The organism is Roseibium polysiphoniae (genome assembly GCF_014842925.1).
Lineage (GTDB): Bacteria > Pseudomonadota > Alphaproteobacteria > Rhizobiales > Stappiaceae > Roseibium > Roseibium polysiphoniae.
This window is the reverse complement of sequence record NZ_JACYXJ010000001.1, coordinates 382,090-397,268: the sequence shown is the minus strand read 5'-3', so window position 1 is coordinate 397,268 and position 15,179 is coordinate 382,090. Positions and strand designations below refer to the sequence as shown.

The window sequence follows — 15,179 nt, the reverse complement described above, 5'->3', positions numbered from 1 at the left end:
CCTTTCTCTGGCTAAATGAGAAAAAAGGGAGAGCCAGATGCCTTGCCAAGAACTTGGGAGAACAAGGGGGCGTCAGCCATCAGCAGCGTCATCCCAGCACTCAACAGCCAGGTGCAATATCCTGAACCTGGGGCTGTCGATGGTCCTACTGATTGCAGTTCAATCGAGTCCTGCGAAAGCACAGACGCCTTTGGCCGAACGCGGACTGGCCCTTTCGAAACTCCATTGCGCCCGTTGCCATATCGTCAGCGAGTCGGACCGCTTCACTGGCACATCCTCGACGCCGTCTTTCAAGATCATGATCGAGTTTCTAAAGGACTGGGAAGAACGTTTCGGCAGCTTCATGGCGCGGAACCCGCACCCTGCCCACATCCGGCTGGACGGGGACGACCCGCGGCCCGAACACCTGCCGGCAACCATTCGCGAAGTGATTCTTTCACTCGACGACATCGAAGCGATCCTAGCCTACGTGGACCAGATGGCAGTTGATTTGGGAAAGAAACAGCCTGACGACTGAGAACTCCATCAAGTCACGGCCGGCCGCAGCGGCAAGACTATCACCGTTTCCTTTGTTGGATCTCCGGCGGTGGAAACGACCCTACCGTTCGCGGGTAAGGCCTTTTTCTTCCAGTTCGTTCAGATACCCGCCCCAGTGCTTGTCCTTTTCGTTGGCAAGCTCGAGGAAATAGTCCCAAGTGAAGATACCGGTGTTGTGCATGTCGTCGAAATGAATGCGGACGGCATAGTTGCCGACCGGTTCGATCTTCATGATGCCGACATGCGATTTACCCGGCACCGTCTTTTTCTGCGAGGGGCCATGTCCCTGGACTTCTGCAGAGGGCGAACACACGCGCAGATATTCGGCGCTGTATTCATGGGTTTCGCCCGTATCGAACGACACGAGCAGCGTCTGCTTGTCATTCTTCAGGCGCAGTTCCGTCGGCCAGGTTTTCTGTTCGCTCACGTGCGGTGTCTCCAGTGCTTTGCGCGGACGATAAGCGCGTCACAGCAAAGATCAAGCCGCGTCTTCGTTTGCCTGCTTCACCAACTGGTAGCCCTCCAGAGCGGCATCGCGGGCCTTGAAATGATCCACGATCGGCCTGGGGTAGGTTTCCCCGAGCCGGAGACCTGCCTTTTCGAGCGCTACCTTGGGCGCTTCGAAGGGAGCGTTGAGATAGGTTGTATCGAGCTCTTTCAGTTCCGGCACCCATTTGCGCACATAGTCACCTTCCGGGTCGAACTTTGCGCCCTGGGTCATCGGATTGAAAATCCTGAAATAAGGCGAGGCATCGGCTCCACTGCCGGCCACCCACTGCCAGCTCGCCGAGTTGTTGGCCAAGTCCGCATCCAGCAGCGTATCGCGGAACCAGGCCTCGCCATGGCGCCAATCCAGACGCAGATGCTTGATCAGAAAGCTGGCGACAATCATGCGCACGCGGTTGTGCATGTATCCAGTCTGCCAAAGCTCGCGCATGCCGGCGTCAACAATCGGATAGCCGGTTTGGCCGGACTGCCAGGCCCTGAGGTCTTCTTCGCTCTCGCGCCATGGATAGGCGTCGAAACCTGGCTTCCAGTTCGCATGCGGGATCGTCGGGAAGTGGTAGAGCAAGTGATAGGCAAACTCGCGCCAGCCAATCTCGCTGAGAAACTTGGCGGCATCCTTGTCGAGGCCGTCCCTGTGCTCCGCAGCGGCAAGCGTCTCCTGCCGGATCTGACCTGGCGAAATCTCGCCGAAATGAAGATGTGGGGACAATCTGGAGACGTTTGGCAAATCCGGCCGGTTGCGCAGTTCGCCGTAGCCTTCCAGATCCTTTTCAAGAAAGGCACTCAGGCGCTCTCTCGCTCCCTGTTCGCCAGGCGTCCAGAGCCGGTCCCAACCTTCGGCCCAGTTCGGCTGCGCTGGCAGAAGCTCCAAGTCATCAATCGTGCTTTCTGCTTCGAAGGAGGCCAATTCAAGTTTTTGAGGACGTGGGAGTGGCGCTGAAAAAATCTTCTGTTGGGCCGCGCGCCAGAACGGCGAATAGACCTTGAACGGACCGCCGGTTTTTGTTTCCAGCTCCCAGGGTTCGAACAGAAGAGACGCCTTGAAACTGCGGACATTGACGCCCGCCTCTTTCAAGCTCGCCTTGATTTCGCTGTCTCTTTCGATGGCCTGCGGTTCATAGCACCGATTCCAGTGAACGGCCTCCGCACCGGTCTGTTCGACCAGCGCTGGAAGCGCGACCCTCGCGTCACCGCGCAGGATCAAAAGGTCGCCCAGGTCCTGTTTCAAAGATCTCAGACTGTGGTGGAGCCACCAACGGCTCGCACCACCAAGAGCATGCGTCTCCCCGCTTGTTTGCGGGTCTTCCAGGATAAACACCGGAAGAACTTTTCCCTGCGCGGCGGCTTCGCTCAAGGCAGGATTGTCGGAGAGGCGGAGGTCCTGACGGAACCAAACGATGGTGATCATGAGCCATTCTTTGTGAGCGTTTTCAAAGCTTACGCAAGTGTGGGGCTTCAGATCACAGAAAATATCGCTTGTCCGCAAGGACCCCTGCTCTCCTATGCGAGGATCAAGGCCTTGATCGTGTCGCGCAGCTTGCCAAAGTGCTCATCCCAACCCCGGTCAAGGGCCGTCAGAAGAGACATGGCTGCCTCTCCCGCCGCAGCCTCAACGCCTTCATGGTTCAAGGAAAGTCGCGTACCGCCAGCTGTTTCTTCCAGTTCCCAGGTCACTTTTGTCATGGCGCCATTCAACGGCTTCACCGTGAAGGACCAGACAAGCCGGCTGACGGGCCGCATTTCGAGCACCGAGCCCCAACAGAGCTTTTCGCCGCTGTCGCGATCGAGCAAGGCGTAATCCTCACCTTGCACCAGATCAGCATTTGCCGGATGGAACCACTTTGCCAGCTTGTCCTTCTCCGTCAGAAAAGCCCATACGGTTTCACGCGGGGCCGCAAAAAACACAGTTTTTACAACAATGGTACCAGTCATTCCTGTTCTCCCGTTTCACTTTCAATGGCCGTTTTCAAGCTGGCAAGACGTTCGTCCCAGAACTGGTCGAAATAGCCGAGCCACTCGATGGCACTCTTCAATCCGGCCGGTTGAAGCTTGTGAATGCGCTCACGCCCTTCCGCCCGGCTGGTGATCAACAACCCGTCCTCAAGCATGACCAGATGTTTCTTCACCGCCGCGCGGGTCATGTCGAAATGGCCCGCGATTTCACCCAGCGTCATGCTGTCCTTCTTCAGAAACATCAGGATTTGCCGCCTGGTCGGATCAGCCAGAGCGCGGAAGGTCTGCTGCGGACCGAGATTCATTGGCTCCTCCCCTTTCCAGTGGACAGCCCTGAAGGCGCTTCATCCAGCAACATCGCTCTTAACTCCCTTCGCTCATAATGATACCAAAAAGTATCATATTAAAATGATACCTGCAAGTATCATTTTTTTCTCGAAGAATTTCAGAGAGCAGGGAAAGGAAAACGACTCAAAACGGCGGAGTGAAGCTGGGTCAAAAATCTTTGTCCTTTCCGGATATTGCGCTTGGTCCAAATTGCATTAGGTTGGTTTCAAGTGCCGAAAAGGCATCCGGCCGGACGCGCGGCGGGATAAAGGGAGAGATGAATGTCGGGTGGTACGACGGACCGTTCAATGTCCACTTCAGCGCCCATCGATCTGGGCAACACCCCCAGGGAAAAGCCGATGATGATCGACCCGTTCGGGCGCGCTGTGTCTTATCTAAGGGTTTCGGTGACAGACCGCTGCGATTTCCGCTGTGTCTACTGCATGGCCGAGGACATGACGTTTCTGCCCAAGCGCGAGGTTCTCTCGCTTGAAGAACTCGACCGGCTTTGCACAGCCTTCATCGAAAAGGGCGTCCGCAAGCTCCGTTTGACCGGCGGCGAACCGCTGGTCCGCAAGAACATCATGAGCCTGATCCGTGGCCTGTCGCGTCATATCGACAGCGGCGACCTGGAAGAGCTGACAATCACGACCAACGGCTCCCAGCTTGCCAAACTGTCGTCCGAGCTGAGCGATTGCGGCGTGAGGCGGATCAACGTCTCCATGGACACTCTGGATGCAGATCGTTTCAAGGCGATCACCCGCTGGGGAGACCTGGGCAAGGTCATGGAGGGCATTCAGGCCGCGAAAGACGCCGGCCTCGCCATCAAGATCAACATGGTCGCTCTGAAGGGCGTCAACGAGCATGAGATTATTCCGATGATGGAATGGTGCCATGCCAATGGTCACGATCTGACCCTGATCGAAACCATGCCGCTGGGCGAGATCGACGGTGACCGGACGGATCAGTACCTACCCCTCTCGCTTGTCCGCGCGCGCATGTCCGATGCCTTTACGATGGAAGACATTCCCTACAAGACAGGTGGCCCTGCCCGCTACATGGCGGTGAAGGAAACCGGCGGCCGTATTGGCTTCATCACGCCGATGACCCACAATTTCTGCGAAAGCTGCAACCGGGTCCGCGTGACCTGCACCGGTCAGCTTTACATGTGCCTCGGCCAGGACGACATGGCCGACCTGAGGGCGCCATTGCGGGCCTCGGAAGGCAACGAGCTTCTGAGCGCTGCCATCGATGAAGCCATTGGCCGCAAGCCGAAGGGACATGATTTCATCATCGACCGTCGCACCAAGCAGCCCGCCGTTACACGGCACATGAGCGTGACCGGCGGCTAGCACCATGGGCGCCGAGCAAGATCGCAGCTCGAAATCGGCCTCCTCGTTGGATGGCAGTGGAGGAAGGCTTGTCGCGCTTGCGATCGCAATTTCTTGTCTTGCATTGATGGTCTGGCTTGGCCGCGAGGATGTTCCCTTCGTGCGTGATGCCATCGCGATGGTCACGGGCAAGGAACCAGAAGCGCAAACGTCAGGCAATCCGGAACTTGATGCCTGTCTCTCCAACCGTGTCGGTGACATCGACCAGCTGCTCGCAGAAGGCATGATCAAGGACAGCCAGTACCCGTCCTTCAAGCGCCGCGCGACATCCTATTGCGAAACACAGTTTCCGGCGGGTGGCTAGAATCCACGATCTCTAGTCCGTCGAGAAGCTCATGCGGCGGCGGATCGGCACCTTCTGGAGCGGGGTTTCCTGCTCCGCAGTGGCCTCAGAGGTTTCAATTGCCATCTGCCCCTCGGCGTGGTCCGGCAAGGGAAGCTCTTCCGCCTCTTTCAGTTCTTCGACTGGGGTCGGCTCACCTTCTTCCTCTGGTGAAACAGACTGCTTCGTCTCAGCGTCGGTCTCAAGATTCGAGGTTTCACCGGAGGCCAGACGTTGGCGTGCATCCGCAAGCCTGGCTGACTTCTCTTCCATTTCCGCGGCCACTTCCTCGGCCTTGTCGGCGTAGCCCTTGCCGACTTTCCAGGCGCTCTGGAAATGTTCGAGAGCGCCCTCGGCAACTCTGAAGTCCTCATCATAGTCGTTAAGACCGTCGACCACCGCGAGAACAGGATTGCTGCGCCAGAGTTTGCGAAGGGCAGCATTCTTGAGTTCCGTTGGAACCCCCTTTTTCATGAAGACGGTGAAATCGGATTCATAGACAAGGCTGTCCAGATCAACAGCTTCGGCGGCCTCACGATTGGCTACAAGTTCCGGATCCTCCGGCGTGTCTGGCGCAGCCGCGCCGTCTTGAGCATCCAAGATCGCCGGTTCGCTGGCTTCATGGGAGGCCGCTTCTGCATCGTCCGCTTCGCCCCGCTTGCGACGGGACCAGCGCTGAAGAAAGCCTTCGCCTTCGGAGGTCTCACGTGTCATCGCGTGTTGTCCCCTCGCGCCGTCCTCCGGGCTCAAAAATCGGCACCTTGCCGAATTTCAGCTCTTCCCCGGAATGCGGCACGCGCTTTCTCTTCCTGAATTTCTCCGGATCAGGCATCTGCTTCAAATAGTCGACCATCCAATGAAGAATTTCGGTTGGGACCGGCAGACGCTCAACCATACCTTCGCCGGAATCAAGTGCGCCCATGGCCTCATAAGGATCTGCGGTGACACCGCGCACCTTGAAGGGAACCGGCTCACTGTCAGCGTCGTCCAGCATCACCCAAAGCGCTGGGGCCTCGGTCTCAATGTTGGCATCATACGCCTCTCCCATGCGCCGGTGCAGGGTCAGGGCAACCGGACCGAAGGTGAAGACACGAGCGTCGCCATTCGGTTCGGCTTCCTGCCATGTTCCATCGCCGCCAGAATCAGGCAGAACGGCGACCGGCAGCCAAGTGTGATCGACCCAGGCATGTTGGCTCTTTCGCTGTTCCAGAACGATGCAGACCTGACGTGTGATCTCGACTTCCAAGGCGTATTCTCCCGATCTCTCAAGTTCATTTTAGGCCATTTGCGGTCTCGGGCAAACCTTTGAAAAAACGAGGATCATTTGCAGTGAGGGGCAAGAGTTTCACCCCAGTTCGACCTTGCAAATGATGTCACCGCCTATAAACTTGGAATAATTATAAAAACGGGGCCAGCCCCACCGGAGAACGCCGATGTCAGCTTCCCAGATGCCTGCCAGCAAAGGCCGCATCCTCGTCTGCAACTGTTTCAAGACAATGGCGCTCGATGACACGGCCCAGGCTCTCGGCGAGCGCCTTGCCGCCCCTGTTTGCAGTCAGTTGTGCCGCGACGAGATCAACGTATTTGAGACCGCACTCGAGGGTGACAGCCCGCTGACCGTGGCATGTACCCAGGAAGCGCCGCTCTTTCGCGAGATTGCCGAAGAAGCTGGCACTGAAGATCGGGTTCGCTTCGTCAACATCCGGGAAACCGCGGGCTGGTCCGCCGATACGGTCGACCCGACACCAAAGATCCTCGCTCTTCTGAAGGATGCAGATAACGCCTCGGCTGCAAGGCCGACGCCGGTCAAAACCATTGCATCCGATGGTCTGTGCCTGGTCTACGGTGCCGGGCAAGCTGCCCTGGATGCCGCATTGGCGCTGGAAGACAGCCTTTCGGTGACATTGGTTCTCACGTCGAGTGACGATGTCGTTCTGCCCTCCGTGCTGCCGTTTCCGATCTTTCGCGGCCACATCAAGACGCTCAAAGGCTCGCTCGGAACCTTTGACGTCGTGCTCAACGGCTATGCGCCGATGCTTCCCTCTTCGCGACGCACGCCCGAATTTCTGATGCCGCGCGACGGGGCAAAATCAAGCTGTGCGCTGGTCGTTGACCTCAGCGGCGAGATCGCTCCGATCACCGCGCCGCAAAAGCGCGATGGCTACCTCCGCGCGGACCCTGCCGACCCACTCGCCGTCGCGCGTATCTTGCGGGACGCGGGCGACCTGGTCGGGGAGTTCGAAAAACCACTCTATGTTGCCTATGACGCCGATATTTGCGCCCATAGTCACGCAGGCAAGACCGGTTGCTCCAACTGCCTCGACGCCTGTCCTGCGGGCGCGATCCAGTCGACGGGCGAGAAGGTAGCAATCGACGCTGGCATCTGCGGCGGATGCGGCAGCTGCGCAGCCAGCTGCCCGACCGGCGCCATCAACTATCAGTATCCCCATCGCGAAGACCTGCTTGGACGCGTTCAAGGCCTCCTGATCGGCTATCAAGAGGCAGGCGGAAGCGCACCTGTGCTTCTCATTCATGACAGCGACCATGGCGCAGATGTCATTGGTGCTCTGGCCCGTTTTTCGGACGGCTTGCCGGGCAATGTCCTGCCCATGGGTCTTCATGCCGCCACAGGCTTTGGCCATGAAGCGATGATTGCTGCCTTTCTTGCCGGGGCTGAGCGGATCTTGTTCCTGAGTGATCCCGCCAACCGGGATGAGCTGCTGCCGCTGAAAAACGAGGCCGAGCTTGCCCGTGCCCTTGTCACTGGAATGGGACACACTGCCGAGAACAGGATCACGATTGTCTGTGACAGCGATCCGGACAAGCTCGCCGAGGCGCTGTCTGCTGGACCGGTTGCCTTGCCGTTGATCTCAGCGCCGCGGCGAATTGCTCCCGTGGGCGGCAAACGGGACGTGGCCCGCCTGGCCATCACGACGTTCCACAGTGCATCGCCAGATGCTCCGGCTCTTTTCCCCTTGCCGGAGAAAGCTCCTTACGGCCGGATTGAGATTGACAGCGACGGCTGCACGCTCTGCCTAAGCTGTGTTTCGGCTTGTCCGGCAGGTGCGCTTTCCGACAACCCGGATCGCCCTCAGGTCAGTTTCATTGAATCAGCCTGCGTCCAATGTGGCCTGTGTCAGACCACCTGCCCGGAAAACGTCATCTCGCTCGAGGCTCGGTTCAACACGGAAGCTTCGGCCATGCAGCCAGTGGTTCTCCATTCGGAAGAACCTGCGACCTGCACCTCCTGCGGCAAGGCCTTTGGCACCAAGTCCACCATCGAGCGGATCAAAAGCCAGCTGGCAGGCAAACATCACATGTTCCGTTCGGACGCTCAGGTCAATCTGATCGAAATGTGCGACGACTGCCGTATCAACGCGCAGTGGAACATGGAGGACAGCCTGCTACGGACCAGCCCGCGCCCACGTCTGCGCACCACGGATGACTATCTAGAGGCTCAGGAAAGCGGTCTTTCGGTCGAGGATTTCCTCAAAGAGCATTAGAACTCCGATGCGGACACACAAAAAAGGCGATGCCCAGAAATGGCGTCGCCTTTTTTCTTGGTCCGGAGACGGAGGTGTCAGGCGCGGCGTTCCAGGGCAACGGCCGCAAAGACGCAGCTGTAGGCTCCGATGGTTCCCAAAGCCATCACTGTCACCATCGGCCAGATAGACGCGGGCCACATGGCGTCGGACAAAAGCCAGGCGACAAGAGCACTGGTAAAGGCGCCCAGTCCGATCTGAAGACTGCCGCTCAGGCCTGAAGCCGCACCGGCAAGTTCCGGCTTCACACTGACCGCGCCTGAAACGGCGCTTGGCAGGCAGATGCCGTTGCCCAGACCGATCATGAACATGGGGAGAAACAAGGCAAGCGGATGCGCCAGACCAAGCCCGGCATCAATGATCAATGCGACGATCGCAATCGCCGGCAGCGCTGATCCAACCACCACCATCTTCAGGATGCCGACGCGTGCGGCGACCCGGCCAGAAATGCCATTTCCAACGATGTAGCCTACCGCGACGAACATGAAGTACAGCCCCATCTCGGCGGGGCCCATGCCGAACTTTTTGGCGGCAATAAAAGGCGCGCCGCCCAGGTAGGCGAAATAGACGGATGACGTGAACATGGCTGTCAACGCATAGGCCCAGAACAGCTTGTGACGGCCAAGGCTGCGATAGTTGCGCCAAAGTCCCGATAGCCCCCCGCTGGAGGTCCTTTTGTAATTCGTCTCATGAAGGTTGAACAAGGACGCAACAAGAACGACTACACCGAGCCCGACCATCAGGTAGAATCCCCCCTGCCACCCGTAGCTTTCGTCCAGCAGCCCGCCGAACACCGGACCGAGCATTGGACCGACGGTCATGCCCATCGTCACGTAGCCAATCATGCTGGCTGCCTTGTCGCGCTCATAAAGGTCGCGAACGATGGCACGGCCCAAAGAAAGGCCGGCGCAGCCGCCAATCGCCTGCACGACACGTGCGAGGATCAAGATCTCTATGGTCGGAGCCAACAGGCAGAGAACGCTTCCGACCACATAAAGCGCCATCCCGGCCAGAATGACGGGGCGCCGACCATAGCGATCCGACAAGGGCCCCAGGAAGATCTGCGCCAAGGCAACTGCGGCAAAATACACCGACATTGTCAGCTGGACCGTCGCCGTGGTGGTGTCGAATGCCTCGACCATGCCGGCAAGAGATGGGAGGAATATATTCATAGAAACGGGCGCGACCGTCGAAATCGCGATCAAAATCGCAAGTGACGGGACCCGTCTCGGGGCCGTTTCATATGCTGTCGATGTCTTGGTTGTCATGCGGCGGACGCAGGCCCCTCGCGGAAGGATGGATTGTGGACAATAAGAGGCGCATCCGGCGAAAACAAGCTCACCGGATGAGAAGAAAGATGTTGATTTGACTATCCGCCTGACAGACGCCTTTCGCGCCAGAAGCTGTAGATGCCAGTCAGAATGATGATCGTTGTTCCGATGATTGTCATGGCATCGGGAACCTCGCCCCAGACGAGGAACCCAATTGCCAGCGCCCATAAAACCGCCGAGTATCGAAAGGGAGCGACTACGGAAATATCGCCGGAGCGCATGGCCAGAATGATGAAGATATAGCCGAAGAGGATAAACCCGGCAGCGCCGGACAAACTCAGATAATCCTGAAGGGCCATCGGCTGCCAGCCCTCTGACACCGAGAGCCCAGCCCCCATGATCGTTACGCCCACAGCCGTCATGAGACTGACGCCATAGGTCGGGATTTCCTCAGGCATTTGCCGGGTCGAGAGATCGCGTATCGCCATGAACATGACGCCTGCCAGCGCAACGAGCGCCCATGCGTCGAAGCCTTCGAACCCGGGCCGGATGATGAGCATCACACCTGTCAGGCCGACGCCAATTGCCGTCCAGCGCCGCCAGCCGACGGGCGCCTTGAGGAAGATGGCAGCAGCTGCGGTCACGACCAGGGGCAGCGCCTGAAGAATTGATGTGGCATTTGCGATGGGCATGCGCATCAAGGCGGTCAGATACAGGAGCGTCGCACAGACCTCGGCAAGGGTTCTGAGAAGAACCATCGGATGGATGAGAAGCCGCGCCGAGCGGAACACGCCAGTGACCTGGCAGACGATCGCCAGCAGGACAATACAGATCGCGCCACGTACAAAAATCATCTGCCCGAGTGGCAAATTGTCGGATGAAAACTTCACCAGGGTGTCATTGAGCAGGAAAGCAGCATTCGCCACGAGCATCGCACCAATTGCAGGCCCGTTGTCTCGAATTTCCAAAACAGCTCTCCATGAAAAGCGAACAGGGGCATGCCCATTCGCCGACCCTGCTTAGACCTTGGTGATCGACCGCGCAATGCCGGTTTTTATCGAAAGCACCTAGCTTCCGGACGCCAACGGCAGGTTCACCAGAAGGTTTTGTGGCTTCATCCGAATCTTGTTGTCACGGCTCATGGCGAGACCAAGCCAGACCGGTTTGCCGCGCAGATCCGACCGCATGTACGTTCGGTTCTCGAAGTCCATTCTGAAAAGGCAAAGGATGCGCATATTGTCCGCCTCGGAAATGCCTTCCTCGTTGTAGAGCGCGTTGAGGATCGCCGTGGCGTCCGCATCCAGACCAATGTGCCAGGACCATTGCTCGTCGCGGATCTTTTGAACCGGCTGGATGCGGACATCCACACCGGTGAAATGGCGGATCCAGTCCTCCAGCACACGCGCAAATGCGTCCGGTCCAGGTTGGGTAAAGCGAAAGTCAAGCGCTGTATCAAACCGGTCGGAGCGATCCCAGTAGATCTCGCCATTTTCCTCGCCGATCACATCGAGCGCAACTTCTCGCATGGGCGTTCCTGCTTCCATGAGAAGTGCTCCCAAACCACCAAGGCCGCCTGTTTCAGACATCATCTCGACGATCTCCGCGTCGGCGATGGTGACGGTGCCTTCGTTCAGGCTGACCATCTGCTCGCGAAAGAAGAGCTCAGCGGCGCGCAGGCGAACGGGATCCTGGCAGTTGCGCAAAATGTTGCGCAGGATCAGATGAACCAATTGGTCGATGAAGACCGGCGGCACGGAAATGGTCTGCGCCTTGAAAAGCGCAGCATACGCCGCCTCAACGGTCTTGTGTTTCAACAGGTGATCGCGAAATCCCAGAACAACGCGATAGTTGTCCGCCGTGTCCTGATCGACCATCGGCGCGAGATCTTTGTCGCTCACCTCGGTAAAGGGATCGGTCATGAGCTGCTCGAAGAGCCGGTGCTCGACCTCGCAGGACTCTTCCACCGGATGGATCTCCGGCCGGGTCAGATAGGCTCGCACCAGGTCAGGTGTGACACGCAGCCAGCCGTTGCCTTCCCGTTCAACGAGGTGATATCCGGCAGACTTCCAAAATGGCCACATCAGGGCTCCTCCACCACGTCCCAGACCAGCGCATGCGGCTTTTCTCCGGGCGGGGTCACAATATGAAAACGTTCCTTGATAAGACCGTCGTCGCCGATTTCACGTTTCAAGGCAAGCAGGGTGTTGAGCGCCGCACCTTCGGCAAGCTCCCGTCCGAAGGCGACTTCTTCGCGCGCGGCCGCCAGCGCTGCCTCTTCGCCAGGTGCACCAAACTGGTCCAGAAGATGACCCGCCAGCAGTCTTTCGCAGTTGGCGACATCCTCCTCACTCGCCTCAGAAACGCTGACGACGGTTGTGAACCCGAAAGAACCAAGCGCAAGGAAGCCACTGACGAAAGCTTGCCTTTCCTTTCCAGCGATTTCGGCAGGATCACCGTAGCGACCGAGTGAAAAGACGAAGCTACCGGGAATGGCCCACTCGTTTTCAGCGGCCACCACCGGAAAAACATGGCTGTCGGAAGCGTCGAAACGGATCGCACGCAGCAGTCGCGGCATGGCTCAGGCCTCCTGGTTGCCGGTCAGACTTCGGGCTTGTCGTCTTGACCAACGACAGGCAAGGCACAGGTTTCTGGCGAAAGGTGATCGGCCGCTGCGAAAACCCGCGCGTCGTCGCCGACCTTCAGCAACAGGTTGCCCTGATTGTCCAGGCCCATGAAGTTGCCGATGACGGGTGTTTGGCCCTTAACAAGCGACACGGACTTTCTGTAACCATCGCAGCGGAACAGCCAGGCTTCATGCACTGGCTTGAAGCCGTCGCTCTCCCAGCGGTGAACCCATGTCAAAAAGTGGCGCGCAAGGGATTCAAGAGCTGGAACGGCTTCAACGTCCACGCCCCCCTCGTCCCAAAGGGTCGTCGCCGCAAGATCCTCTCCCGGCTCGGCATCCGACGTGGGCTTCAAGCCCAGCTCCAGGCCGACGACCATCCAGTCGGGCGCACCGTTCTCGTCATCGCCTTCGCTAACAACCATCCGCGCCATTCCCAGGCTTGCCCGGTTGGCGTTGATTGCTGTGGGCCAATTCCAAGAGATTCCCATCTCCGGCGGACAGATCGCCCCGAGCGCATCTGCAGCCGAGACCATCAGCACGAAGAGCATTTCCTGAACCCGGCTGCGCTCCACATCCGGTTCGAGCACGATTGCAAAAGCGATTGTCTCCGTGGCGCACGACCAAAAGAGATCGCCAGCCTCCCCTTCTCCACTTCCAGCTGCCGATACGGCTGCTTCGAAAGGATCAAGCGGTGGCAAAACCGGATGGCCACTCAACAAGGGTGGCAGCGAGGGATTGAAATTCAGCGGCTCGTTCATGGATAGGTTCTCTGGATCGTCGCAAGCCGCATCAGTCGAGTTCGATCTTGCCCTTCACCTCATGAACGAAGTCCGCGCCATCAATCGTCAGCGTGACCTTTGCGTCCAGCGCGCCGGAAGAAAGGTCCGCCTTGCGGACGTAGTCTTCCAAAGCTTGCTGCGAGGTCACGCCAACCTGCTTGAGGAACTTGCGCATGGACATGTTGAATGTGTCGTTGTTCATCGATGGGTCTTTCATGGACTGAAGGCGAACGCCTGAACTGATCGTGATATTGAGAGCACATCAGTCAGAGACTTCGCGGGTTGCAAGTCGCTGACATTCTGATTCAACCAGCTTCGAGATTGAATCCGAACCGCGCCTTAAAACACTGTTATAACTGCTTAATCATGAGCGCCTGAGCGGTGCCCCATACCCGGGTCCAGACGGACAGCGTCGTTCTTGTGACTGGTATTGACGCTGACGGCCGAATAGTCGAGCTGCTTGGTTAGAACGAACCAGGCTCCTAAGCTGATCAGGGACATGGCACAAACGCCAAAAACGAATGCCTTCATTGGGCTATTTCTCCCGTGGGGTTGGACGGAGGGTTTGGATCCGTCGCGCGTTTCAGGAAGGCCACCAGCGCATCGCGGTCTTCTACGGATTTAAGGCGCTGGATTGGCATTTTCGATCCTGGCGTGATCACATCCGGACCGTAGTCAAACAGGTCAGAGATTGTGTTCTCGTCCCAAATGAAATCGGCGGCCAGCAAGGCCGGCGAATAGGCATAACCGGGCAAGGTGCCGGCCTTGCGCCCAAAGACGCCATAGAGCGTTGGACCGGCCCGATTTCCCCCGTCCGGCGTCAGAGTATGACAGACGGAGCACTTGCGAGCGAATTGGAGTTCGCCAGGATCATCGGTATCAGACACCTGGAACCGGCGCGGAAAGTCCACCTCGATCGGCTCGAAGGGCTTGCGCGGCGCGACTTGCCAGAGATGAAGCTCATCATCGAGGCCTGCGTAAAACAACGCATGTCCAGAGTGCGTGAACGCCAGGCCCCAGACCGGACCATAGGGATTTTGAAATTCCTCCAGAAGCTCCCAGGTTTCGGTATCGAAGACGCGGATGACTCCATCACCACCACCACTGGCGGCCCGTTTTCCGTCTTGTGAGATCGCAAGAGACAGAACCGGCCGGCTATGTGCCGGAAGGACCTTTGTTTCCGCTCCGGTCTCGATATCAAGCACGCCAACCTTGCCATCGGTGACACCGAAAAGAAGGCTTCGTCCATCGGGCAAGGCCTTGAGCGCATTGACGCCCCAGCCAAGGTTGACCAGTTCCCGTTCGAAAGACCCGCTGGCGAGATCAAATTGACGGATCCCGCCGTCATAGGACGCGGTGAAAACCTTCTTGCCGCTTGTCGAAAAGGCGACGGCATTCACGTTGCCCCGGTGGGCATCAAGCGTTGCCACAAGACCCGGCTCAGTGGCCTCAAGATCGTAAATCCGCGCTTCGTTCTCCCAGGATGCGATCGCAACGTGGCGCCCGGTTGGAGAGACAGCAAGGCTGAGCACCTTTTCGCCGCGGCCTGGAAACCGGTGCTGGATGGTGCCCGTTGCAAGATCCCAGACGATCACGTCGCTGTCGTCGGCCACAGTGACCGCCCTGTTGCCAGGAAGGAACGCGGCGTCATTGACCGCAGCGTTGTGGCCGGTCAGCCGCAGAGGATCGGAAAGCTTGCCATGCGCATCGGGCTCTTGCCAGAGCAACGCCGTGTAGTCAAAGGACGTCGACAGCAGACGATCGCCGTCCCGCTCAAGCACTACAGATTTCACGGGACCGCCGTGGCCGACCAACCGGTCGGGCCAGTCCGCCGCAGCGGGTCCTGTCACTGTCAGAAGCCCGGCGACCGGCAGTGCCAAAACACCAGCTGCGATGCGCCATGACGCCCGGTTCATTTGAGTGT

At 58.4% G+C, this 15,179-nt stretch carries 18 protein-coding genes; 4 read left to right on the top strand and 14 right to left on the bottom strand.

Features of this window, described 5'->3' with window-relative positions; translation table 11 throughout:
- The first annotated feature begins 139 nt into the window (after positions 1-139).
- Positions 140-517: a hypothetical protein gene (locus tag IG617_RS01900; RefSeq protein ID WP_192106812.1), complete on the top strand. Its 378-nt coding sequence runs from the start codon at positions 140-142 to the stop codon at positions 515-517.
- Between the two features lie 81 nt (positions 518-598).
- Here the strand turns inward: IG617_RS01900 and IG617_RS01895 are convergent, their stop codons facing one another.
- The 4 genes from IG617_RS01895 to IG617_RS01880 form a co-directional block, all read right to left on the bottom strand.
- Entirely contained in the window at positions 599-964 is a 366-nt protein-coding gene (locus tag IG617_RS01895) for a gamma-butyrobetaine hydroxylase-like domain-containing protein (RefSeq protein ID WP_192106811.1), read from the bottom strand.
- 51 nt (positions 965-1,015) lie between these two features.
- A complete protein-coding gene (locus IG617_RS01890) occupies positions 1,016-2,452 on the bottom strand; it encodes a cryptochrome/photolyase family protein (RefSeq protein ID WP_192106810.1) in 1,437 nt (478 codons plus the stop codon).
- Positions 2,453-2,544: 92 nt separating this feature from the next.
- The gene (locus IG617_RS01885) at positions 2,545-2,976 is read right to left on the bottom strand and encodes an SRPBCC family protein (protein WP_192106809.1); all 432 of its coding nucleotides are present in this window, start codon (positions 2,974-2,976) and stop codon (positions 2,545-2,547) included.
- Positions 2,973-3,302, bottom strand: coding sequence for an ArsR/SmtB family transcription factor (locus tag IG617_RS01880; protein WP_192106808.1), 330 nt, complete (start codon positions 3,300-3,302; stop codon positions 2,973-2,975). Before IG617_RS01880 ends, IG617_RS01885 begins: the two co-directional genes overlap by 4 nt.
- A 381-nt stretch (positions 3,303-3,683) precedes the next feature.
- Between IG617_RS01880 and moaA the strand changes: the two genes are divergently transcribed.
- Together moaA and IG617_RS01870 are read left to right on the top strand one after the other, a co-directional pair.
- A complete protein-coding gene (gene moaA / locus IG617_RS01875) occupies positions 3,684-4,676 on the top strand; it encodes a GTP 3',8-cyclase MoaA (RefSeq protein ID WP_420826133.1) in 993 nt (330 codons plus the stop codon).
- Positions 4,677-4,680: 4 nt separating this feature from the next.
- Entirely contained in the window at positions 4,681-5,019 is a 339-nt protein-coding gene (locus IG617_RS01870; RefSeq protein WP_192106806.1) for a hypothetical protein, read from the top strand.
- Between the two features lie 12 nt (positions 5,020-5,031).
- On the opposite strand, the gene IG617_RS01865 is transcribed toward IG617_RS01870, so the two are convergent.
- The gene (locus IG617_RS01865) at positions 5,032-5,751 is read right to left on the bottom strand and encodes a DUF3306 domain-containing protein (protein ID WP_192106804.1); all 720 of its coding nucleotides are present in this window, start codon (positions 5,749-5,751) and stop codon (positions 5,032-5,034) included.
- On the bottom strand, positions 5,741-6,283 hold the full coding sequence (locus tag IG617_RS01860; RefSeq protein WP_192106802.1) for a DUF3305 domain-containing protein: 543 nt from the start codon (positions 6,281-6,283) through the stop codon (positions 5,741-5,743). The genes IG617_RS01865 and IG617_RS01860 overlap by 11 nt, the downstream gene beginning before the upstream one ends.
- Positions 6,284-6,470: 187 nt before the next feature.
- On the opposite strand from IG617_RS01860, the gene IG617_RS01855 reads away from it, so the two are divergent.
- A complete protein-coding gene (locus IG617_RS01855) occupies positions 6,471-8,540 on the top strand; it encodes a 4Fe-4S dicluster domain-containing protein (RefSeq protein WP_254170402.1) in 2,070 nt (689 codons plus the stop codon).
- 77 nt (positions 8,541-8,617) lie between these two features.
- On the opposite strand, the gene IG617_RS01850 is transcribed toward IG617_RS01855, so the two are convergent.
- The 8 genes from IG617_RS01850 to IG617_RS01815 all read right to left on the bottom strand — a co-directional run bounded on the left by IG617_RS01850 (position 8,618) and on the right by IG617_RS01815 (position 15,171).
- Entirely contained in the window at positions 8,618-9,847 is a 1,230-nt protein-coding gene (locus IG617_RS01850; RefSeq protein ID WP_192106800.1) for a multidrug effflux MFS transporter, read from the bottom strand.
- A gap of 101 nt (positions 9,848-9,948) precedes the next feature.
- Entirely contained in the window at positions 9,949-10,818 is an 870-nt protein-coding gene (locus tag IG617_RS01845) for a DMT family transporter (protein WP_192106798.1), read from the bottom strand.
- A 99-nt stretch (positions 10,819-10,917) separates the two neighbouring features.
- The gene (locus IG617_RS01840; RefSeq protein ID WP_192106796.1) at positions 10,918-11,931 is read right to left on the bottom strand and encodes a DUF6352 family protein; all 1,014 of its coding nucleotides are present in this window, start codon (positions 11,929-11,931) and stop codon (positions 10,918-10,920) included.
- Complete coding sequence (locus IG617_RS01835) at positions 11,931-12,425, bottom strand: DUF6505 family protein (RefSeq protein WP_192106794.1); 495 nt, start codon at positions 12,423-12,425, stop codon at positions 11,931-11,933. Before IG617_RS01835 ends, IG617_RS01840 begins: the two co-directional genes overlap by 1 nt.
- Positions 12,426-12,448: 23 nt before the next feature.
- Positions 12,449-13,234: a biotin/lipoate--protein ligase family protein gene (locus IG617_RS01830; RefSeq protein ID WP_192106792.1), complete on the bottom strand. Its 786-nt coding sequence runs from the start codon at positions 13,232-13,234 to the stop codon at positions 12,449-12,451.
- 31 nt (positions 13,235-13,265) lie between these two features.
- On the bottom strand, positions 13,266-13,457 hold the full coding sequence (locus IG617_RS01825; RefSeq protein ID WP_153769650.1) for a DUF6494 family protein: 192 nt from the start codon (positions 13,455-13,457) through the stop codon (positions 13,266-13,268).
- 158 nt (positions 13,458-13,615) lie between these two features.
- Entirely contained in the window at positions 13,616-13,786 is a 171-nt protein-coding gene (locus IG617_RS01820; RefSeq protein WP_192106790.1) for a hypothetical protein, read from the bottom strand.
- Entirely contained in the window at positions 13,783-15,171 is a 1,389-nt protein-coding gene (locus IG617_RS01815; RefSeq protein WP_209008203.1) for a c-type cytochrome, read from the bottom strand. Before IG617_RS01815 ends, IG617_RS01820 begins: the two co-directional genes overlap by 4 nt.
- Positions 15,172-15,179 lie beyond the last annotated feature (8 nt).

What these genes read in the sequence shown, in the direction of transcription:
- IG617_RS01850 (WP_192106800.1), bottom strand. Translation starts at nt 9,847, where the DNA reads ATGACAACCAAGACATCGACAGCATATGAAACGGCCCCGAGACGGGTC.
- IG617_RS01835 (WP_192106794.1), bottom strand. Translation starts at nt 12,425, where the DNA reads ATGCCGCGACTGCTGCGTGCGATCCGTTTCGACGCTTCCGACAGCCAT.
- IG617_RS01830 (WP_192106792.1), bottom strand. Translation starts at nt 13,234, where the DNA reads ATGAACGAGCCGCTGAATTTCAATCCCTCGCTGCCACCCTTGTTGAGT.
- IG617_RS01870 (WP_192106806.1), top strand. Translation starts at nt 4,681, where the DNA reads ATGGGCGCCGAGCAAGATCGCAGCTCGAAATCGGCCTCCTCGTTGGAT.
- moaA (WP_420826133.1), top strand. Translation starts at nt 3,684, where the DNA reads ATGATGATCGACCCGTTCGGGCGCGCTGTGTCTTATCTAAGGGTTTCG.
- IG617_RS01815 (WP_209008203.1), bottom strand. Translation starts at nt 15,171, where the DNA reads ATGAACCGGGCGTCATGGCGCATCGCAGCTGGTGTTTTGGCACTGCCG.
- IG617_RS01840 (WP_192106796.1), bottom strand. Translation starts at nt 11,931, where the DNA reads ATGTGGCCATTTTGGAAGTCTGCCGGATATCACCTCGTTGAACGGGAA.
- IG617_RS01855 (WP_254170402.1), top strand. Translation starts at nt 6,471, where the DNA reads ATGTCAGCTTCCCAGATGCCTGCCAGCAAAGGCCGCATCCTCGTCTGC.
- IG617_RS01880 (WP_192106808.1), bottom strand. Translation starts at nt 3,302, where the DNA reads ATGAATCTCGGTCCGCAGCAGACCTTCCGCGCTCTGGCTGATCCGACC.
- IG617_RS01900 (WP_192106812.1), top strand. Translation starts at nt 140, where the DNA reads ATGGTCCTACTGATTGCAGTTCAATCGAGTCCTGCGAAAGCACAGACG.
- IG617_RS01820 (WP_192106790.1), bottom strand. Translation starts at nt 13,786, where the DNA reads ATGAAGGCATTCGTTTTTGGCGTTTGTGCCATGTCCCTGATCAGCTTA.
- IG617_RS01825 (WP_153769650.1), bottom strand. Translation starts at nt 13,457, where the DNA reads ATGAACAACGACACATTCAACATGTCCATGCGCAAGTTCCTCAAGCAG.
- IG617_RS01885 (WP_192106809.1), bottom strand. Translation starts at nt 2,976, where the DNA reads ATGACTGGTACCATTGTTGTAAAAACTGTGTTTTTTGCGGCCCCGCGT.
- IG617_RS01890 (WP_192106810.1), bottom strand. Translation starts at nt 2,452, where the DNA reads ATGATCACCATCGTTTGGTTCCGTCAGGACCTCCGCCTCTCCGACAAT.
- IG617_RS01865 (WP_192106804.1), bottom strand. Translation starts at nt 5,751, where the DNA reads ATGACACGTGAGACCTCCGAAGGCGAAGGCTTTCTTCAGCGCTGGTCC.